General features: G+C 70.1%; 19 protein-coding genes. 14 read left to right on the plus strand and 5 right to left on the minus strand.

The window, feature by feature from the left end:
• Positions 1 to 41: 41 nt before the first annotated feature.
• The 4 genes from WFJ97_RS09575 to WFJ97_RS09590 form a co-directional block, all read right to left on the minus strand.
• Complete coding sequence (locus tag WFJ97_RS09575) at positions 42 to 344, minus strand: DUF427 domain-containing protein (RefSeq protein WP_336641318.1); 303 nt, start codon at positions 342 to 344, stop codon at positions 42 to 44.
• Between the two features lie 190 nt (positions 345 to 534).
• Complete coding sequence (locus WFJ97_RS09580; RefSeq protein WP_336641319.1) at positions 535 to 1,968, minus strand: dihydrolipoyl dehydrogenase family protein; 1,434 nt, start codon at positions 1,966 to 1,968, stop codon at positions 535 to 537.
• 325 nt (positions 1,969 to 2,293) lie between these two features.
• Complete coding sequence (locus tag WFJ97_RS09585; protein WP_336641320.1) at positions 2,294 to 3,397, minus strand: lactonase family protein; 1,104 nt, start codon at positions 3,395 to 3,397, stop codon at positions 2,294 to 2,296.
• A 4-nt stretch (positions 3,398 to 3,401) separates the two neighbouring features.
• Positions 3,402 to 4,688: an adenylosuccinate synthase gene (locus WFJ97_RS09590; protein ID WP_247623921.1), complete on the minus strand. Its 1,287-nt coding sequence runs from the start codon at positions 4,686 to 4,688 to the stop codon at positions 3,402 to 3,404.
• A 175-nt stretch (positions 4,689 to 4,863) separates the two neighbouring features.
• Between WFJ97_RS09590 and WFJ97_RS09595 the strand changes: the two genes are divergently transcribed.
• The 10 genes from WFJ97_RS09595 (at position 4,864) to WFJ97_RS09640 (ending at position 14,178) form a co-directional block, all read left to right on the plus strand.
• Positions 4,864 to 5,793 carry a DMT family transporter gene (locus WFJ97_RS09595; RefSeq protein ID WP_336641321.1) on the plus strand — a complete coding sequence of 310 codons (930 nt, stop codon included), beginning with the start codon at positions 4,864 to 4,866 and terminating at the stop codon, positions 5,791 to 5,793.
• 189 nt (positions 5,794 to 5,982) lie between these two features.
• Positions 5,983 to 6,672 carry a Pr6Pr family membrane protein gene (locus WFJ97_RS09600; protein WP_336641322.1) on the plus strand — a complete coding sequence of 230 codons (690 nt, stop codon included), beginning with the start codon at positions 5,983 to 5,985 and terminating at the stop codon, positions 6,670 to 6,672.
• Between the two features lie 127 nt (positions 6,673 to 6,799).
• A complete protein-coding gene (locus WFJ97_RS09605) occupies positions 6,800 to 7,492 on the plus strand; it encodes a Pr6Pr family membrane protein (RefSeq protein ID WP_336641323.1) in 693 nt (230 codons plus the stop codon).
• Between the two features lie 125 nt (positions 7,493 to 7,617).
• Complete coding sequence (locus tag WFJ97_RS09610) at positions 7,618 to 8,829, plus strand: AAA family ATPase (protein WP_336641324.1); 1,212 nt, start codon at positions 7,618 to 7,620, stop codon at positions 8,827 to 8,829.
• A gap of 49 nt (positions 8,830 to 8,878) precedes the next feature.
• Positions 8,879 to 9,787, plus strand: coding sequence for a DUF58 domain-containing protein (locus tag WFJ97_RS09615; RefSeq protein ID WP_336641325.1), 909 nt, complete (start codon positions 8,879 to 8,881; stop codon positions 9,785 to 9,787).
• Positions 9,774 to 10,262 carry a hypothetical protein gene (locus WFJ97_RS09620; protein ID WP_247633323.1) on the plus strand — a complete coding sequence of 163 codons (489 nt, stop codon included), beginning with the start codon at positions 9,774 to 9,776 and terminating at the stop codon, positions 10,260 to 10,262. Before WFJ97_RS09615 ends, WFJ97_RS09620 begins: the two co-directional genes overlap by 14 nt.
• Positions 10,253 to 11,239, plus strand: a complete 987-nt coding sequence (locus WFJ97_RS09625) for a VWA domain-containing protein (protein WP_247623930.1) — start codon at positions 10,253 to 10,255, stop codon at positions 11,237 to 11,239. The genes WFJ97_RS09620 and WFJ97_RS09625 overlap by 10 nt, the downstream gene beginning before the upstream one ends.
• On the plus strand, positions 11,236 to 12,327 hold the full coding sequence (locus WFJ97_RS09630) for a vWA domain-containing protein (protein WP_336641326.1): 1,092 nt from the start codon (positions 11,236 to 11,238) through the stop codon (positions 12,325 to 12,327). The genes WFJ97_RS09625 and WFJ97_RS09630 overlap by 4 nt, the downstream gene beginning before the upstream one ends.
• Positions 12,320 to 13,075, plus strand: a complete 756-nt coding sequence (locus tag WFJ97_RS09635) for a hypothetical protein (RefSeq protein WP_336641327.1) — start codon at positions 12,320 to 12,322, stop codon at positions 13,073 to 13,075. Before WFJ97_RS09630 ends, WFJ97_RS09635 begins: the two co-directional genes overlap by 8 nt.
• Positions 13,075 to 14,178, plus strand: a complete 1,104-nt coding sequence (locus tag WFJ97_RS09640) for a DUF4064 domain-containing protein (protein WP_336641328.1) — start codon at positions 13,075 to 13,077, stop codon at positions 14,176 to 14,178. Before WFJ97_RS09635 ends, WFJ97_RS09640 begins: the two co-directional genes overlap by 1 nt.
• 135 nt (positions 14,179 to 14,313) lie before the next feature.
• On the opposite strand, the gene WFJ97_RS09645 is transcribed toward WFJ97_RS09640, so the two are convergent.
• Positions 14,314 to 15,048 (minus strand): ZIP family metal transporter, encoded by a 735-nt coding sequence (locus tag WFJ97_RS09645; RefSeq protein ID WP_336641329.1) that lies wholly within the window; start codon positions 15,046 to 15,048, stop codon positions 14,314 to 14,316.
• 247 nt (positions 15,049 to 15,295) lie between these two features.
• Between WFJ97_RS09645 and argG the strand changes: the two genes are divergently transcribed.
• The 4 genes from argG to WFJ97_RS09665 all read left to right on the plus strand — a co-directional run bounded on the left by argG (position 15,296) and on the right by WFJ97_RS09665 (position 20,235).
• Positions 15,296 to 16,729 carry an argininosuccinate synthase gene (gene argG / locus WFJ97_RS09650; RefSeq protein WP_247633329.1) on the plus strand — a complete coding sequence of 478 codons (1,434 nt, stop codon included), beginning with the start codon at positions 15,296 to 15,298 and terminating at the stop codon, positions 16,727 to 16,729.
• Positions 16,730 to 16,874: 145 nt separating this feature from the next.
• A complete protein-coding gene (locus WFJ97_RS09655) occupies positions 16,875 to 17,501 on the plus strand; it encodes a TetR/AcrR family transcriptional regulator (RefSeq protein ID WP_336641330.1) in 627 nt (208 codons plus the stop codon).
• Positions 17,498 to 18,367: a hypothetical protein gene (locus WFJ97_RS09660; protein ID WP_336641331.1), complete on the plus strand. Its 870-nt coding sequence runs from the start codon at positions 17,498 to 17,500 to the stop codon at positions 18,365 to 18,367. Before WFJ97_RS09655 ends, WFJ97_RS09660 begins: the two co-directional genes overlap by 4 nt.
• The gene (locus tag WFJ97_RS09665; RefSeq protein ID WP_336641332.1) at positions 18,364 to 20,235 is read left to right on the plus strand and encodes a YhgE/Pip domain-containing protein; all 1,872 of its coding nucleotides are present in this window, start codon (positions 18,364 to 18,366) and stop codon (positions 20,233 to 20,235) included. Before WFJ97_RS09660 ends, WFJ97_RS09665 begins: the two co-directional genes overlap by 4 nt.
• Positions 20,236 to 20,291 lie beyond the last annotated feature (56 nt).

Below are 20,291 nucleotides of genomic sequence, written 5' to 3' on the forward strand. Positions count from 1 at the left end.
GTGCGGCGGGTTCTACGACGACGAGCGGATGCCGTCGCCGGTCAGGCCGAGACCTCGACGCTCGGGTCGAACGCGACGTAGCCCGAGAAGTCGCCGCCGACGCGCTCGAAAGCGGTCGGGTACGGCGTCGGGTACGACCATGCGAGGTCTTTGTGCAGCTCTCCGTCGACCTCGACGGAGAAGTACTGCGCCGCACCCTTCCAGGGGCACGTGTACGGCGTCGGGCTCTCGACGAGCGCGCCCGGCGTGATCGACGCCGGCGGGAAGTACCAGTTGCCCTCGATGCGGAAGAGGTCGGCTTCGTCGGCCTCGGCGATCACGGTTCCTGCGAGTACAGCCTTCATGGTTCTGCCTCCTGGGATGTGGGTTAGAGCGTATAAGAGGTCGCCGACATTGCGGCGGGGGTTGTGCGCGCGGCCGTCAATGTGAGAAATAAAGCGCGCAGCGAAGCATCCGCCGTCACTCCCTGTTCGGAGCGTCGGCCGATTCGGATCGGATGCCGCAGCGCCTCCGTCGACGCCCCGGCCCGGCGGCTCACGCCGAGGCCCGCCCGTAGCCCTCGAGCAGGCGCAGCCAGACCTCGCTCACCGTCGGATACGAGGGCACGGCGTGCCACAGGCGCTTGATCGGCACCTCGCCGACGACCGCGATCGTCGCGGCCTGCACCAGTTCGGCGACCTCCGGGCCGACGAACGTCGCACCGAGCACGACGTCGCGCTCGGTGTCGACGACGAGCCGGGCCTGCCCCTCGAACCCGTCCTCGTAGAGGCTCGCCCCGGCCACCCAGCCCAGGTCGTAGTCGACGACCTTCACCTCGTGGCCCGCCTCGCGCGCGGCCTTCTCGGTGAGTCCGACCGATCCCACCTCGGGGATCGAGAAGGTCACCTGCGGAACCGCGGCGTGGTCGGCGGTGGCGGCGTGGCGACCCCAGTCGTCGGCATCCACCGGCTCGTCCTTCGCCCGGGCGGCGATCACGTCGCCCGCCGCGCGCGCCTGGTACTTGCCCTGGTGCGTGAGCAGCACCCGGCCGTTGACGTCGCCCACCGCGTACAGCCAGTCCGAACCGGGCACCCGCAGGGTGTCGTCGACCTCGATCCACGTGCCGGGCTCGAGGCCCGCCGTCTCGAGGCCGATGTCGCCGCTGCGCGGCGAACGCCCCGTCGCCACGAGCACCTCGCTCGCGGTGATCTCGCTGCCGTCGTCGAGGGTGATCGTGACACCGGCGTCATCGCGGCGCACGGCCGACGTGCCCGTGTTCAGTCGCACGTCGACGCCGAGCTCGCGCAGCCCCGCCGCGACGCGCTCGCCCGCGAACGGCTCCATGCCGCCCAGCAGGTCGCTGCGTGCGATGAGGGTGACCGTCGATCCGAGCGCGGCGTAGGCCGTCGCCATCTCGACCGCGACCACACCGCCGCCGATGACGGCCAGCGAATCCGGAAGCTCCTCGGCGCTCGTGGCCTCGCGGCTCGTCCACGGAGAAGCCTCGCGCAGGCCGAGGATCGGCGGCACGACGGCATCCGAACCCGTGCTGATCGCGACCGCGTGGCGGGCGTGGAGTACGCGCGTGCCACCGTCGGCATCGGTCACCGTGACCTCGCGCTCGCCCGTCAGGCGCCCGTGCCCGCGGGCCAGATCGATGTGCGCCGACTCCAGCCACTTCACCTGGCCGTCGTCCGACCAGTTGCTCGTGAAGGAGTCGCGACGCGCGAAGACCGCACGCACGTCGAGAGCACCGGTCACCGCCTCTTTCGCGCCGGCGACGTGCTTGGCCGCGCGCAGCGCCTGGGCCGAGCGCAGCAGCGCCTTCGACGGCATGCACGCCCAGTACGAGCATTCCCCGCCGACCAGCTCGCTCTCGACGATGATCGCCGTGAGACCTCCCTGCACCGCGCGGTCCGCGACGTTCTCGCCGACCGGTCCTCCGCCCAGCACGATCAGGTCGTACTCGTTCGTCTTGTCTGCAGTCATCGCTTCGCACCTCTCCGCGCAACAGTCTCGCTGAACAGCAACGTCGTGTCACGGGGTGGTTGTTCCCCGACGCGCCGGGTACGGTATGCGCCGCGTGGGGTTCACAACTCCCGAGAAACCGGGCCGCGCCGGCGCTGGGGGTGCGAAACCCGCCAGATCGGGACCGATTCTCCGGAGTTGTGCACCGCTTCTCCGGCCGAGGGCGTACCCAACTCAGGAAGGACCGAACCAGAACCGCCCGAAACAAGCCGAATCCGGCGAAATCCGAGCGTTCTTCCTGAGTTGGGTTCACACGCCGAGCCGGACCGAAGCCCCGGCGCCCGGGTCAGCGCACCGGCAGGATGTGCGTCGGCGTCGCGGCGGGAGCCTGGTGGCGGATGCCGAGGGGCGCGCCCGTGCGTTCGTCGAGGTCGATCAGGCTGATCGAGTCGGACCGCTGCCCGGCGACCACGAGCTTGCCCTCGAACACCAGGTGATGGCGCGGCCAGTCGACGCCGGAGTCGGCGAGCGCGATGGATTCGAGGCGCTCACCTCCGCCGAGCACGCGCAGCGCCGCGATCGTGTTGCTGCCGCGCAGAGCCGTGTACAGGAAGGCGCCGTCGCGGGTGCGGGCGAGCTCGGCGGGGAAGTCGACGCCGACCTCGGCGATGGGACTCGACAGGGTCGACGACACGACGGCCCACGCCCCGCTCGGGGCCTCGGCGAGGGTGAACACCTCGCACGAGTACTCCGTGACGATGTGCAGATGCCCGCTCGGGTGCACCACCATGTGACGCGGACCGACGCCGAGCGGCAGGATCACCTCGTGGTCGAGGCGCAGCCCGGTTCCCGACAGCCGCCAGAAGCGCACGAGGTCGAAGCCGAGGTCGGTCGTGACGATGCGCCCATCGGGCAGGAACGCCGCCGAGTGTGCGTGCGAGGCGCGGTCGGGCAGACCGTAGGGATCGGATGCCGCCGCACCCACGCCCGGTTCCTCGCGCACCGCGTCGGGGTCTTCGTCCTCGCCGAACAGTGCCGCGCGCAGCGCCGCCGCGGCATCCGCCTTCGCCGGCACGATGCGCCCGTCGGTCGCGAGGCCGAATCGCACGACCCGACCGTCGCCGTAGCAACTGGCGATCAGCGTGGCCCCGTCGCGCGAGACGGCCAGGTGGCACACGGCCTCTCCTGTCGGCACCGGGCCGCCGAGCGGCGCGAGCGATCCCTCGCCCGAGCGCACGAAGGCCTGCACCGCGCCCTCGTGCTCGAGCGCCGCGTAGACGACGTCGAGCGACGGATGCTGCGCCAGCCACGACGGTGAGGATGCCGTCGCCGCGAGGTCGCGGTAGCCCAGCGTCGTGGCTTCGCGGCCGTCGTCTCCGGCGAGGAATCCGATCCCCTCGGCGGAGCCGTCCATCTCGGGGCCGTAGCCCCCGAGCCAGAAACGGGTCACGGGGTCAGTCGACGAGGTCGTGGCGCACGACCACCTGGTCGCGCTCCGGGCCCACGCCGATCACCGAGATGCGCGTGTTGCTCATCTTCTCGAGCGCGAGCACGTAGTCCTGCGCGTTCTTGGGCAGGTCGTCGAAGGTGCGGGCGACCGAGATGTCTTCGCTCCAGCCGGGGAAGTACTCGAGGATCGGCGTCGCGTGGTGGAAGTCGGTCTGGTTGACCGGCACCTCGTCGAAGCGCTCCCCGTCGACGTCGTAGGCGACGCACACGGGGATCTGCTCGAGTCCGGTGAGGATGTCGAGCTTGGTGAGCACGAGGTCGGTGATGCCGTTGACGCGCGTGGCGTAGCGGGTGATCGGGGCGTCGTACCAGCCGACGCGGCGCGGACGGCCGGTGGTGGTGCCGAACTCGAAGCCGCGCGAGCGCAGCCATTCGCCCTGCTCGTCGAAGAGCTCGGTCGGGAACGGACCCGATCCGACGCGGGTCGTGTACGCCTTGACGATGCCGACGATGCGGTCGAGTGCTCCGGGACCGACGCCCGAACCGGTGGCCGCGCCACCCGCGGTCGCCGACGACGACGTCACGAACGGGTAGGTGCCGTGGTCGACGTCGAGCATGGTGGCCTGGCCGCCCTCGAACACGACGACCTCGCCGCGGTCGAGCGCCTCGGCCAGCAGGTAGCCGGTGTCAGCGACCAGCGGGCGCAGCCGCTCGGCGTACGAGAGCAGGTCTTCGACGATCTCGTCGACCGTGATGGCGCGGCGGTTGAAGATCTTCACCAGCAGGTGGTTCTTCTGATCGAGCGCACCCTCGACCTTCTGGCGCAGGATGTTCTCGTCGAACAGGTCTTGCACGCGGATGCCGACGCGGTTGATCTTGTCGGCGTAGGCCGGTCCGATGCCGCGGCCGGTGGTGCCGATCATGCGCTTGCCGAGGAAGCGCTCGGTGACCTTGTCGAGCGTGCGGTGGTACTGGGTGATGATGTGCGCGTTGGCGCTCACCTTCAGACGCGACACGTCGATGCCGCGGGCGCCGAGCGCCTCGAGCTCGTGGAAGAGCACCTCGAGGTCGACGACGACGCCGTTGCCGATGACCGGCGTGACGCCGGGGGAGAGGATGCCGGAGGGCAGCAGGTGCAGGGCGTACTTCTCGTTGCCCACCACGACGGTGTGCCCGGCGTTGTTGCCGCCGTTGAACTTCACGACCCAGTCGGTGCGGTCACCGAGCAGATCGGTGGCCTTGCCCTTTCCTTCGTCGCCCCACTGCACGCCGACGATAACGATTCCTGGCATGGGTGTCCCCCTTGCTTTCGCCGGGTTTGCACCGGCTGATGAGCTGGCCCTTGTCGGGCTCCCCCATCCTATCGAAGGGGCCGACATCGCCTTCGGCGAGGTCCTGGCGGGAAACGTGCGGATGCTGTCGCTCCCGCGCATCGCGGATGTCGGAGGCCCCTGACACCATCGGAGGATGTCGAAGACCGTTCCCCTCACCGGCGACCTGCCGGGCACGAAGCCCCGGCAGGGACCGCTCGTGCTGATCGCCGCCCTCGTGACGGTCGTGCTCTGGGCGTCGGCGTTCATCGGCATCCGCGGTGCGGGTCCGCACTTCGACCCGGGTGCGCTCGCACTGCTGCGCATGGCGGTCGGCAGTCTCGTCCTCGCGGTCATCGCGGTGCGCCACGGCATCCGTCTGCCCGCGCGGCGGCACTGGTGGCTGGTCGCGGTGTGGGGCGTCGGGTGGTTCTGCGTCTACAACCTGGCGCTCAACGCCGCCGAGCGCACGCTTGACGCGGGCACGGCGGCGATGGTGGTGAACCTCGCACCGCTGATGGTCGTGGTGTTCAGCGGGCTCTTCCTGCGCGAGGGGTTCCCGAAGCCGCTGATCATCGGCGCGCCGATCGCGTTCCTCGGCGTCGTGCTGATCGGCATGAACTCGCAGGCGGCCGACGGAGAGGGCCCCGATCTCACGGGGCTGCTGCTCGCGCTGCTCGCCGCGGTCATGTACGCGGGGTGCACGCTGCTGCAGAAGCATCTGCTGAGCGCCGGGTCCGATGCGACCACGCTCACCTGGCTCGGCGCGATGGCGGGCACCGTCGCACTGCTGCCGTGGACGGGCAGCCTGATCGGCGCGCTGCAGAGCGCTCCCCTCGGCTCGACCCTCTGGGTCGTCTACCTCGGCATCTTCCCCACGGCGATCGCCTTCACGACCTGGGCCTACGTGCTGCAGCGCAGCACCGCGGGGCAGACCTCCGCCACGACCTACGTCGTGCCCGCGGTCGCGATCCTGATGTCGTGGGCGATCCTCGGCGAGGTGCCGACCCCGCTGATGTTCCTCGGCGGCGCGCTCTGCCTGCTGGGTGTGCTCGTGACGCGGTTGAGGTGGGGGCGGCGGGGCTGACTCAGGCGTATCGATATACCGATCGCCATAGCGAATTCGCCCGAATCCGGCGCCCCACTTAGCGATATTCCGACAAGCCCGCCGGCAGAGTGGGAAACCGCCCTGAGATGCCGAAGTTCGCCCGTTTCACGGCTACGGTGTCCGACGGTTCGACCGCCAGAGTGTCGAGCACGGAACGTCGGAGGAACGATGAAAACTGTGTGGCCCTACGTGCGGATCGTCGCCGCCCTGCTCGCGCTCGCGGCACTCGCGCGGCAGCTCACACGCGAGATCGCGACCGCCCAGGCGGCGACGACCGAATGGGGACGCGACATCCCCACCGCAGTCACGAACTTCTTCAGTTTCTTCACCACGCTCTCCGGTCTCATCGCGGCCATCGTCCTGCTGATCGCCGCCGGGTGGATGCTGCGCACCCGCCGCAGCGACGACACGGAACCCCGCTGGCTCGCCGTGCTGCTCGCCTACGCGAGCACCTACATGATCACGACCGGCATCGTCTACAACCTGCTGCTGCGCAACATCCCCTCGCACAGCGCGACCGAGGCGTGGACGAGCGAGACGCTGCACGTCGTGCTCCCGATCGTGATGCTGCTCGACGTTCTCTTCGCACCGCGCCGCCGCTCACTCGGTTGGGGCACCGCGCTCCTCGCCGTGGTCTTCCCGCTCGCGTGGGGCGGCTACACACTGGTTCGCGGGCCGTTCATCACCGACCCGTTCACCGCCACGCCCTACTGGTACCCGTACCCGTTCCTCAACCCGAACACCTCGAGCTGGGCCTCGGTGGGCCTGTACGTCGCCGCCATCGCGGCCGCGATCGTCGTCATCTCGCTCATCGTCGTCGGGATCGGGCGCCTCCGCGGCGCGCGAAAGCGTCACTAGGTCGCGCCGTTCGACTGAATCAGGCCGCTCCGCGACGGTACGGGCCCGAGCCGACCGTGGCGCCCGTGCGGGCGCCGAGTCCACACTGATGTCATCGGGCTTCTCCCGATACATTGGCGGCGGAGGCATGATGACGACTTGGTGGCCCTACCTGCGGATCGCCGTAGCCCTTCTCGGCGCGGCGGCGCTCGTGCGGCAGATCACGGTGTCGATCACGAACGCGCATTCGTCGACCACCGAGTGGGGTTCGCACGTGCCGACCGTCGTGGCGAACTTCTTCAGCTTCTTCACCGTCCTGTCGAACATCGGCGCAGTGGTCTCCCTGACGATCGCCGCGATCTGGATGATCCGCACGCGACGCGACGACACCCCCGAACCCCGCTGGTTGGCCACGCTGCTCGTCTGCACCAGCACCTACATGATCGTCACGGGCGTGGTGTACAACCTGCTCCTCCGGTACATCAACCTCGACGGCGTCTCGGAGGTGTGGACCAACGAGACGCTGCACGTGATCGTGCCGCTCGTCATGCTCCTCGATGTGCTCTTCGCGCCCCGTCGGCGCGCACTGCCGTGGAGCGCGGCCCTCGTCGCCGTGATCTTCCCGCTGGTGTGGACCGTCTACACGATGGTGCGCGCGAACTTCATCACGGGCCCGATCACCGCGAACCCGTGGTGGTACCCCTATCCGTTCCTCGACCCGCACGGTCCCGGCGGATGGGGCTCGGTCGTCGTCTACATCATCGGGATCGCGATCGGCATCGTCGCCGTCGGCGCCGGTGTGGTCTGGGTGGGTCGTCGCCGCGGCATCCGCGTTCCCTGATCCGACGGTCGCTCGGCCGATGGGGACTCCTCCCCATCGGCTCCGAGCCGGCGCGTCGGTGGATGCGGTTACCCTGGTGCGGGGGAAGGACGCGATGTTTCCCCGCGTGATCGAGGAGACTGCAGATGAACGAGCCCTACGCGCCGGACCCGTCGACGAATTCGGCCCCTCCGCCCCCGCCCGCGCCTCCCGCACCGGCGCCGGCACTGCGCAGCGAACTGCGTGACGCGCCGACGCCTCCGCCGCCTCCCGCCACGGCGACGCCCCCGACGTTCCCGGCATCCGCTCCCGCCGCAGCTGCACAGGCCCCGGCATCCGCCCCGGCTCCGAGAGCGGATGCCGCCCCCAGGACGGCCCCGTCCGACGCGGAGATCTCGCGGGCGAGCGACGTGCTGAAGGTCGTCTCGGACGCCTACTCCGCGAAGATGGTGGGCCAGGAGCGCCTGCGCATGAGCCTGCTCATCTCACTCATCGCCGGCGGCCACATCCTGCTCGAGAGCGTGCCCGGCCTCGCCAAGACGACCGCCGCGAGCACCCTCGCCGACACGGTCAAGGCGCAGTTCAAGCGCATCCAGTGCACGCCCGACCTGCTGCCGAGCGACATCACGGGCAACCAGATCTACGATGCGGCGACCGGCTCGTTCCGCACCGTGCTCGGCCCCGTGCACGCCAACTTCGTGCTGCTCGACGAGATCAACCGATCGAGCGCCAAGACCCAGAGCGCCATGCTCGAGGCGATGCAGGAGCACCAGACCACGATCGGCGGCGAGGTGCACCACCTGCCGAAGCCCTTCCTCGTGATCGCGACGCAGAACCCGATCGAGCAGGAGGGCACCTACGAGCTGCCCGAGGCGCAGATGGACCGCTTCCTGCTCAAGGAGATCGTCGAGTACCCGAGCCCCGCCGAGGAGTTCGAGATCCTCGGCCGCATCGACTCCGGCGTGCTCGATCCCGACCGGCACGTCTCGAGCGCGATCTCGCTCGACGACGTCCACATGCTGCAGGACGTCGCGAGCCGCATCTACGTCGACCCCGCGATCCGCAACTACATCGTGTCGATCGCGTACGTCACGCGTAACCCCGCACCGTACATCGGCGACGACCGCGCCCGGTTCATCAAGTACGGCGCGAGCCCCCGTGCGAGCATCGCTTTCCTGCAGGCGTCGCGCGCCCTCGCCCTGCTCAAGGGCCGCTCGCACGTGCTGCCCGAAGACATCCGCGAGCTGCGCCACCTCGTGCTGCGCCACCGCGTGCTGCTGACGTTCGAGGCCGACGCCGAGGGCATCCGCAGCGAGGAGATCATCGACCAGATCTTCGCCGCCGTCCCCACTCCCTGACCCCGGTCGCCGAGCCAGGAACCGTCGCCCCGCACCGGAACAGAAGCCCATGCCCAGTCTGATCACGCAGGTGAAGAGCAAGCTCTTCCTGCACTCGTCGCGCAAGTCGATGCACGCGCTCGACGGTGCGCACGCGTCGCTGCTGCGCGGGCGGAGCCTGGACTTCGAAGACCTGCGCAAGTACGAGTACGGCGACCAGGTGCGCGACATCGACTGGCGCGCGACCGCCCGCCTGGGCACGCCCCTGGTCAAGCGATCGCGGGCGATGCGCATGCAGACGGTGCTGTTCGTCGTCGACACCGGGCGCTCGATGACGGCCCTCGCGGCCGACGAACGGCCCAAGAAGGACCTCGCGATCATGGCCGCCGGTGCTCTCGGCATCCTGACCCTGCGCCACGGCGACGACTTCACCACGGTGTACGGCGATGCCTCGCGCGCGCGTCGCCTGCCCCCCGGTCGCAGCGAGGGCGCGCTCGAGCACGCACTGCGCACGATCAGCCGGGCGACCGACGAGAGCACGGTTCCCAACGACCGCGACGGCCTGCTCTCGTACGTCACCCGCACGGTGTCGCGGCGCATGATCGTCGCCGTCATCACCGACGAGGCGCCCATCACGAGCGAGACCGAGCGGATGCTGCGCCGGCTGCGCGTGCAGCACGACGTGCTGTGGCTCACCCTCCGCGACGCGGATCCGGTGCTCGATCACGCGACCGGGCGCATCCGCAGCGACGTCGACAGCAGCTGGGACGTGCCGGACTTCGTGCAGGGCGATGCGGCGATCGTGCGCCAGCTCACCGCGCAGGCGAAGGCCGAGGAGGCGCACCTCGCCGAGACCCTGAAGCGCCTCGAGATCGGCCACGCCGTGCTCGAGGGTCAGGAGTCGGCCGTCCCCCAGCTGCTGCGCCTGCTCCACGGGGCGCTCAGCCGATCCGGCGGGAGGTCGAATGCCCGGGTCTGATGAGCTCTACCCGCCGGCGCAGTACGGCTGGGGCTGGGTGCTGCTCGCGTTCGGCATCCTCGCCCTGCTGATCGTGGGCGCGTGGCTCGTGATCGCCCTCACGAAGCAGCGCCGCCCCGCCGACCGTCTCGGCATCGAGCAGCCGCAGCTGCTCACCGGCGACGTGCTCAGCCAGTTGCGCGTGGAGTACCTCGACCGCGTGCAGCAGATCGAGACCGACTACCGCGAGAAGCGACTCTCGCCCCGCAACGCCAACCTCGAGCTGAGCCGCGTGGTGCGCACCTTCGTCAACGAGTACAGCGGCCTCGAGGCCCCGGTGCTCGCCCTCGACGACCTCGTCTCCCGTGGAGTGCACCCCGCCCTGATCGACGCGATGCGCCGGCACTACTATCCGAGCATCTTCCGCCAGGGCCCGCCGATCGATCCTCTCGCCGGCGCCGAGGCGGCGCGGACGGTGGTGCGCTCATGGCACTAGCGAACGGCTGGCTCATCATCGTCGCGGCCGCGGTCGTGATCGCCGCCCTCGGCATCGGTCTCGCGCTCGGACTGCGCAGCCGCGGGCAGTCCACGGGAACCGACCGCGCACGCATCGCCCGCGCGGAGCGTCTGCGCGCGCTGCCCGCGTTCCGCGAAGCGCTCTCCCGACGGATCATCGCCCTGAGCGGCATCCTGCTCCTGGGCGCGCTCACGGTCATCACGGCCGGTGTCGTGGCCGCCCGGCCGATGTCCTCCCAGACGATCCAGCCCGTCAACACGAGCCGCGACATCATGCTCTGCCTCGACGTCTCGGGATCGATGTCGGAGGTCGACGTCGAGGTGCTGACGGTGTTCGAAGAGCTGCTCGACGGCTTCGAGGGCGAGCGCATCGGGCTGACGATCTTCAACAGCTCGCCGGTGCAGATCTTCCCGCTCACCGACGACTACGACTTCATCCGCACGCACCTCGAGAGCATGCGCGAGAGCTTCGACTACGTCGATCAGATCCCCGAGCACTGGGTCGGCACGCTCAACGGCAACGGCGCCTCGCTGATCGGCGACGGGCTCGCCGCCTGCGCGATGGGCTTCGACCACCCCGACGACGAGCGTTCGCGCTCGGTGATCTTCGCGACCGACAACGAGATCAACGGCGCGTCGATCGTGACGCTCGAAGAGGCCGCGAACTACGCCGCGTCGAACGGCGTGCGCGTGTTCGCGCTGAACCCCGTCGAGGGCAAGGACGCGGATGTGAGCGCCGAACTCGCCGCGGCGGCCGAAGCGACGGGCGGTCAGGCCTACGGACTGCGCGACACGACCACGGTCGGTGACATCGTCGAGCAGGTGCGCGAGCAGGATGCGACCGAGCTCCGCGGCGAGGCGCAGGTGGTGTGGACCGACGCCCCCGATCTGTGGATCGTGGTCGTCTCGATCGCGCTGCTGTCGTTCGTGGTGCTGCTGTGGAGGGTGCGACTGTGATCTTCCAACCCGCCATCAACGTCTTCCTGCTCCTGCTGCTGTTCACCCCGATCGCCGCGCTCGTGGTGTGGGTGCTCGTGCGTGCGCCGAAGGACGCGGGGCGCTCGACCGCCCAGACGCGCAACCACCGTCTGCTCTGGGCGCTGCGGTTGGCCGCGGTGCTCGCCTGCTTCGTGATGCTGCTGCGCCCCGGCATCCCCGGCGGCGCCACGCAGACCCTGGCGACCGACACCGACATCGTGCTGGTGGTCGACACGACCGCGAGCATCGTCGCCGAGGACTGGGCCGACGGAGAGCCGCGCCTCGACGGCGTGCGCGCCGACGTGCGCACGATCATCGCCGAGTACCCGGGCGCGCGCTTCGCGCTGCTCACCTTCGACGCCGCCGCCGAACTGCGGATGCCGTTGACCACCGACACCACGGCACTGGTCGGGTCTCTCGACGTGCTGCGCCCCGAGGTCACGAGCCAGTCGCGCGGAAGCTCGATCGGCATCGCCGCGACCCTGCTCGAGCAGACGCTCGCGTCGGCGGCCGAGTCGTCGCCCGACCGCTCGCGCATGGTGTTCTACTTCGGCGACGGCGAGCAGACCGTGTCGTCGGACCCCGAGTCGTTCGCCGCGAGCGCGCCCTACACCGACGCCGGCGCGGTGTTCGGGTACGGCACCGCCGAGGGCGGGCCTATGCGCATCACCAGCGGCGGCGTCGACGGAACGGATGCCGGGTACATCCAGTACCAGGGCTCCGATGCGCTGTCGGTCGTCGACGAGCAGAACCTGCAGGCGCTGGCCGCCGAACTCGGCGTCGAGTACGAGCACCGCACGGCCGACACCGAGCCGCAGCTGCCCGAGGCACCGACGACCACCACGAACTACGCCGAATCGGGCGAGGTCGGCAACGTGACCGAGCTGTACTGGATCGCGGCGCTCGTGCTCATCGTGCTGCTCGGGATCGAACTGGCGCGCGCGGCCATGCTGATCGCCCGCTTGCGCGGCCTCCGCACCCCGAAGATCGACTCCGCCGGCCCGGAAACTGGGTCGCTGAGCCTGTCGAAGCGCCCTTCCCGCAGAAAGGGGGAGCCCGATGAGTGACCCGCAGGCCGCGGCCGCGCAACTGCTCGCCTCGAACCGTCGGCGCCGCAGCATCCGTCGATGGATCGCGATCGGTTCGCTGCCCCTCGTGCTGGTGTCGCTGTTCTTCGTGGGCAAGATCCTCAGCATGTACGCGTTCGCGCACCAGGCGATCAGCGCCTACGTCGTCGACGACTACGCGGGCTCCGAGGCGGCGGCCGAGGGCCAGGAGTTCCTCAACTGGTTCGAGCCGTACAAGGCCCCCTTCAACGTCGGCACCGCGCTCGCGGGCGCCGACGAACTGCCCGAGGCACGCACGAAGCTCGAAGAGGCCCTCGACCTGGCGACGGGCCTGGAGGTCTGCGCCGTGCGCGTCAACCTCTCGCTCGTGATCGAGCGGATGGGCGATGCGGCCCGCGAGGGCGGCGACGGCGCCGGTGCGGCCCAGCTGTACGCCGAGGCGCTGACGATCGTCGTCGAGACGCCCGAGGAGTGCAACAGCGAAGAGGCCGAGAACCAGTCGTCCGATCCGGATCGCGATATGGGCGAGAGCCTCGACGACTCCGAGGAGCGGCTGAAGGAGAAGCAGCAGCAGGAGCAGGAGCAGCAGCCTGACCCGCAGGAGGGCGAAGAGGAACAGCAGCAGCCGCAGCAGCCCGACGAGCAGAAGCTCGACGACCTCAAGGACAAGCTCGACCAGGGCACGCAGGAGCGCGACCAGCAGCAGGGCGGCGACGAGCCCGGCTCGGGAACGGACAGGCCATGGTGATGGATCACGAGAGCCAGCGCGCCCGCTACCTTGCGGGCGCCGAAGGTGCGCCACCCGTTCCGCCGCCCGGCGGCTACCGGGGTGCGCGCCGCGGCGCCGGACCGCAGGAGGCACCGGCGTTCCCGACGTTCGTGTCGGTGGCCGACGGCGACGACGAGCGCCGGTCGGCGAACGCAATCGGATGGATCGCCCTGCTCGCCAGCATCCTGTTCGCCATCGTGCTGCTGGGTACGATGCTCGCCGGCGGCACCGACCTGCTCTACGGCGTCACGATGCTCGCCCTGCAGCTCGTGCTCGTCGCGGTCATCATCGCGGCGATCGCCACGAAACGGGGGCGGATGCTCGGCGCGATCGCCCTCATCATCGCGGTGCTGTTCAACGTCGCCACCGTCGGCGGGCTCAGCGCCCTGCAATCGTCGGCCAGCGGCAACTACGACGGATCGAAGTCCGACGAGCAGAAGCACGCCGAGGCCTACCCCGGCATCAAGGGCACCGACAACCAGGACGTGCTGAACCAGCAGTCGCTCGAGGAGGTGCGCGCCGAGGCCGACAGCCTCTTCGCCGACGTGCGCCAGCGCCTCAGCGACGAGTTCGGCTACACCTGGACGCAGTTCGCCGACGAAGACCTGCGGCCCGAGCGCAACGGCTACGGCGGGGAGTCAATGCTCTACGAGTACGGTTCGGCGGGCTGGGCGACCAACGAACCGATCCAGGACTACGCGCGCAAACAGGAGGTCATGGCCGTGATCGATCAGGTCGTGCAGGAGCACGGGATGTACGGTCTGTACGCCTTCAACGACCCGACCGGATCGGGCATCGACCCGACGATGATCGAGAAGCTCTACGGCAGCGACGACCCGCGCACCCAGCACACGTGGGAGTCGTACACCGAGAACTACCCCGATCCGCTGCGCTTCTATGCGACGATCTACGACCTGTCGAACGACGCGGACGGCGGATTCAGAACCGAGCGCGAGGCGCAGAACGCGCGCACCGGCGAGCCGGTCGAGGGACTGCAGCTGTTCGTGATCGCGAGCGCCGTGCTCAGTGACGACGACCGCGACGAGTTCGAGAAGAAGATCCAGGAGTACCCCGGATTCTGAGGCCCGGGGGGCGGCTGCCCCCTCACTGGGTCGCTGAGCCTGTCGAAGCGTCCCACCCCCGGTGAGGGGTCACGACACGCCGCGACCGGATGCTGCGGCGCGGCGTGTCGTGACCCCTCGCGCCCGCCGAGGCGCTCAGCTCGCGAGCGCGAGACCCGCGGCGAGCGCGAAGCCCAGAACGGTCGCGAGACCGGTCGACTCCTTGGCCTTGGACTGGGCCTCGGGCACCATCGAATCGACGAGCATCACGAGCAGCGCCCCGGCCGCGAAACCGCTGGCCGCGGTGCGGAACGCGTCGCCGGTGACACTCGCGAGGCCGAAGCCCGCGACGGTCGCGGCGGCGCAGATCACGGCGACGCCGGCCCACAGCAGCAGCACGCGCGAGCGCTTCATGCCGCCGTCGAGCAGGTCGGCGGCCGAGCCGATCGATTCGGGCAGGTTGGAGACGAGGATGGCGACGACGAGCGCGATGCTCACCGGTTCGCCGGACGCGAGGCCGATGCCGAGCACGAGCTGCTCGGGGATGCCGTCGAGCAGTGCACCGACGGCGAGTTGTCCGCCGCCCGCGTCACCCTTCTTCTTCGCGGCGCGCGCGTCGAGGATGCGTGCGGCGACGTAGTAACTGATCGCGCCGAGGGCGACGCCGATGACCAGGGGGAACGGACCCCCGCGATCGAGGCCCTCCTCCCAGAGCTCGAAGGCGATCGACGCCATGAGCGCGCCCGCACCGAAGCCGAGCACGATGCCCAGCCAGCGCGGCGGCCATTTCCGCAGCATCGCGAGCACGGCACCGATGAACAGCGGCGCCGCCGCGACCACGCCCCACAGCACTGCTGCGCCCATGAGCACCTCCGTGGCCCACTCTGGCACGACAGCGCGCCGACGGCATCCGCCTCTCCCGTGCGGAGAAGACCTCTCTCCCCTACGGAGGAGATCTCTCGCTCCGCAGGACGGAATCCAGGATTCGCTCCTCCGTTGCGTGCGATCTCCTCCGCTGCGTGCGCCGGAGCCGGCAGCCGGAGCCGCAGCCGGGCGGCGGCAGCAGACCGGAATGGACCGCACCCGGATGCCGTCACGCATTCGGGAGCGACACGCCGCCCGCCGTAGACTGGAGGGTATGTCCAAGGTCCTCCAGTCCCTGCCCGTCGGCGAGCGCGTCGGCATCGCCTTCTCCGGAGGACTCGACACCTCCGTCGCCGTCGCGTGGATGCGCGAGAAGGGCGCCGTGCCCTACACGTACACCGGCGACCTCGGCCAGTACGACGAAGACGACATCGACTCGATCCCGGGCCGTGCGCTCGAGTACGGCGCCGAGGCCTCGCGCCTGGTCGACGCCAAGACCGCGCTGGTCGAAGAGGGCTTCGTGGCGCTCTCGTGCGGTGCGTTCCACATCCGCTCGGGCGGCAAGACCTACTTCAACACCACTCCCCTCGGGCGCGCGGTGACCGGCACGATGCTGGTGCGCGCCATGAAGGAGGACGGCGTCGACATCTGGGGCGACGGCTCCACCTACAAGGGCAACGACATCGAGCGGTTCTACCGCTACGGCCTGCTCGCCAACCCGCGTCTGCGCGTCTACAAGCCGTGGCTCGACGCCGACTTCGTGACCGAGCTCGGCGGGCGCAAGGAGATGAGCGACTGGCTCGTCGCCCGCGACTTCCCGTACCGCGACTCGGCCGAGAAGGCCTACTCGACCGACGCCAACATCTGGGGCGCGACGCACGAGGCCAAGACCCTCGAGCACCTGAACGTCTCGCTCGAGACCGTCGACCCGATCATGGGCGTGAAGTTCTGGGACCCGTCGGTCGCGATCGACAGCGAAGACGTCACCGTGACGTTCGAGGCCGGCCGCCCGGTCGCCCTCAACGGCGTCGAGTTCTCCGACCCGGTCGCGCTCGTGCGCGAGGCGAACACGATCGGCGGACGCCACGGCCTCGGCATGAGCGACCAGATCGAGAACCGCATCATCGAGGCGAAGTCGCGCGGCATCTACGAGGCCCCCGGAATGGCCCTGCTGTTCATCGCCTACGAGCGCCTGGTCAACGGCATCCTGAACGAAGACACCCTCGCGACGTACCACGAGCAGGGCCGCCGCCTCGGTCGCCTCATGTACGAGGGTCGCTGGCTCGAGCCGCAGTCGCTCATGCTGCGCGAGTCGATCCAGCGCTGGGTCGGCCTCACGATCTCCGGATCGGTGACGATCCGTCTGCGCCGCGGTGACGACTGGACCATCCTCGACACCGTCTCGCCGAACCTGTCGTACGGCCCCGAGAAGCTGTCGATGGAGCGCGTCGGCGATGCGGCCTTCGGCCCGGTCGACCGCATCGGCCAGCTCACCATGCGCAACCTCGACATCGCCGACTCGCGTGCGCGCCTCGAGCAGTACGCGGGCCTCGGCCTCGTCGGCGGCGCCACGGGCGAACTCGTCGGTCGCGTGACCGCGGGCGAGTCGGGCGAGATCACGGGTGCGGTCGAAGAGGTCGACGAGAACCTCGCCGACGCGGTCGACACGGCTTCCGAGGGCGCGGCCTTCGACTCCGGCACCGACTGACCCTCACGGGTTTCGATCAGGGGCGGATGCTGCGGCATCCGCCCCTTCTTCGTGCCATCGCGCGGGGTGTGTGACTCCGAGCGGATGCTGTGAGTCCGTCGAGTTATCTTGCACACAACTGTGCACATTAAGTACACTCGAATCCATGACCACCCGCGCACCCCGCCGCGACGCCGTCGAGAACCGCGCCGGCATCCTCGAGGCCGCCCGTTCCGCGCTCTCCGTCGACCCCTACGCCTCGGTCGACGTGATCGCCCGCAGCGCCGGCCTCTCGCGCCGCACCCTCTACGGCCACTTCGACGACCGCGAAGCCCTCATCCGCGAACTCATCTCGACCGGCGCCCAGCGCTTCAACGCCATCGCCGAATCCGTGACCGACGCCGACGCCCGCCTCGCTCTCGCCCGCCTCACGGCACGCCTCTGGCACGAGGCCGCGCACGTGCAGGTCGCGGCCGCCCTCGCGCTCGACGAGGCGCACGTGCAGCACACGGCCGACGCGCTCGCCCCGCTGCGCCGCACGGTCGCCGCCCTGGTGCGCCGCGGTCAGGACGACGGCAGCTTCCGCAGCGACCTCGCCGCCCCCACCCTCGCCCGCCTCATCGAGGAGATCGCGCGCACGGTCATCTCCCGCACGGATGCCGCGAGCACGGGTGCCGCGAACCTCGCCGTGCGCGCGGTACTCAGCATCGCCGGGCTCTCGTGGCGCGAAGCCGATGAGCTGCTCGCCGCCCACCCCGACATCGTCACCGGCCCGACGGAGGCCCCCGCATGAGGATCACCCTGCACGATGTGAGCAAGGGCAAGAACGGTCAAGCCCTCCCGCCCACGACTCTCGAGTTCCACACCGGCGAGGTGCGGTACGCCCTCGCCGAGACCGAGCAGCGCCCGACCGTCCTCGGCCTGATCGCGAGCGGACGCATGCGCCCCGAGACCGGTCGCGTCACGATCGACGACTCCGAGAGCGCCAAGGAGCTGCGCCGCCGGGTCGCCCTCGTCGACGCCCCCGACGTCAGCGACCCGCACCCCGACATCTCGCTCGCGGGCGTCGTCGGCGAGGAACTGATGTTCGCCGGGCTCGGCGCGACGCCGCTGCACGCCAAGCGCTGGCTGTCGCAGCTCGGGTACGCCGAGCTCGCCTCGGTGCCGATCGGCAACATCGACCCCTCGGCGCGCGTGCGCATCCTGTGCGAGCTCGCGGTGCTGCGCGACGGGACGGATGCCGTCGTGCTCGTGTCGCCCGACCGGCACGGCGGCTCGCCCGACGGCTGGTGGCGCATCGCCGCCGAGTTCGCCGAGCGCGGGTTCGCGATGCTCGTGATCCTCGGCGGTTCGGCCGCCGTGGCGCTGGAGCGGATGCAGGAGCTCGGCGCGGTCAACGCCTCCGGCCCGGTCGAGCCACTCGTGCTCGAGCCGGAAGCGGATGCCGAAGCGGAAGCGGATGCCGAACCCGAACCCGAAGAAGCCCGGCCCCTGAGCGAGGAGCGCAGCGACGAGACGACGGGCGCTCAGGAACCCGAACCCGAAGAAACCCGGTCCCTGAGCGAGGAGCGCAGCGACGAGACGAAGGGCCGCACCACAGATCCCGACCCCGACCCCGACGACGAAGACGAAGACGACACGAACGGAGCCGCCTCATGAAGGTTCCCGCGATGATCGCCGCCGAGCTGCGGCGGCTGACGGCGAGCAAGATGGGTATCATCGCGCTCATCGCGCTCGTGTGCGTGCCGATCCTCTACGGCGGCCTCTACCTCTGGGCGAACCAGGACCCGTACGCCAAGTTCCCCGAGGTGCCGGTGGCACTCGTCGTCGACGATGCAGGCGCACCGTCCACGGCATCCGACGCCGCCGTCGGCGACACCGTCAACTACGGCGAGGACGTCGCCGACAACCTCATCGACGGCAACGCCTTCGACTGGCAGCGGATGACGGCCGACGAAGCGGCGGATGCCCTGCGCCACGGCACCGTCGACTTCACCGTGACCATCCCCTCCGACTTCTCGACGGCGCTGACCTCGGCCGCGGGCGACGACCCGCACCAGGCCCGCATCGACCTCGAGACCAACGACGCGAACAACTACCTCGCATCGTCGATGGGCACGCAGGCGGTCGAGAAGATCCGCAGCTCGGTGGCCGAGATGGTCGGCAGCGAGGCGGCCGAGCGGCTGCTCACCGGGCTCAGCGACATCCGCGACAGCCTCGTGACCGCGACCGACGGCGCCACGCAGCTGACCGACGGCGCGAACACCGCCGCCACGGGCAGCGCGACCCTCGCCGACGGCACGGCCCAGCTGGCCGACGGCACGGCGCAGCTCGCCTCCGGCGCCCAGACCCTGGCGACCGGGGCGCAGTCCCTCGCCGACGGCGCCGCACAGGTGAGCGACGGCAACCGCCAGCTCGCCGACATCGCCGACCGGGCGGGCTCGGTCGTGCAGCAGGCGACGGATGCCCTGCCGCAGGCGCGCACCGACATCACGACGATCCTCACCGATCAGGGCCTCACGCCCGAGGAGATCGACCAGGTGCTCGCGAAGCTCGACCCGCTCGCGACCCGGCTGCAGGACGGCAACGCGACCGTGCAGGCGGATGTCGGCAAGATCGATCAGCTCGCGGATGGCGCGGCACAGGTCGCGTCCGGAGCGGCGACGCTCTCGACCGGCGCCTCGAGCCTCGCCACCGGTGCGGGCACGGTCGCGGAGGGCGCGGCATCCGCGAACGACGGCGCGGCGCAGCTGCGCGACGGACTGAGCACCCTCGCCAGCGGAGCGGCCGAACTGCGCGACGGCTTGGCATCCGGTGTCGACCAGATCCCGGCATCCACCCCCGAGCTGCGCAGCCTGCAGGCCGACACGATCGCCGACCCGGTGAAGGTGTCGAGCGACAAGGTCGCCTCTGCCGAGGACTACGGCGCCGGGCTCGCCCCGTTCTTCGCCGCCCTCTCGGCCTGGATCGGCATCTACGCGCTGTTCCTCATCGTGAAGCCGATCTCGCGGCGCGCGATCACCGCGCTGCACTCTCCGATCCGCATCACGCTCGCCGGGTGGCTGACGCCCGCGGCGCTCGGTGCGGTGCAGATGGTGGGGCTCATGGGCATCCTCGCGCTCACCCTCGGGTTCACGTTCAACCATCCGCTCGGAACCCTCGGGGTGCTGGTGTTCGCCTCGGCGACGTTCGCGGCGATCATCCTCGCGCTCAACGTGTGGTTGGGCTCGGTGGGGCAGTTCCTCGGGCTCGTGCTCATGGTGCTGCAACTCGTCACCGCCGGCGGTACGTTCCCCTGGCAGACGCTGCCCGCCCCGCTCGCGGCCCTGCACCACGTGCTGCCGCTCGGCTACGTCGTCGATGCGATGCGGCAGCTGATGTACGGGGGTGATCTCGCCCGAGCGGGCGGCGACCTGATCGTGCTCGGCATCTGGTTGGTCGGTGCGCTGCTGTTCGCGATGATCGGCGTGACACGCATGACGCATCGGCGCACGCTGCGCGACCTGCAGCCCAGCCTCATCGGCTGAGTCCCCGGTGCGGGGGCGCTGAGTCCCCGGCGCGGGGCGGGAGGCCGTCTCTACTA

The organism is Microbacterium sp. USHLN272, from assembly GCF_037149655.1.
Taxonomy (GTDB): domain Bacteria; phylum Actinomycetota; class Actinomycetes; order Actinomycetales; family Microbacteriaceae; genus Microbacterium; species Microbacterium galbinum.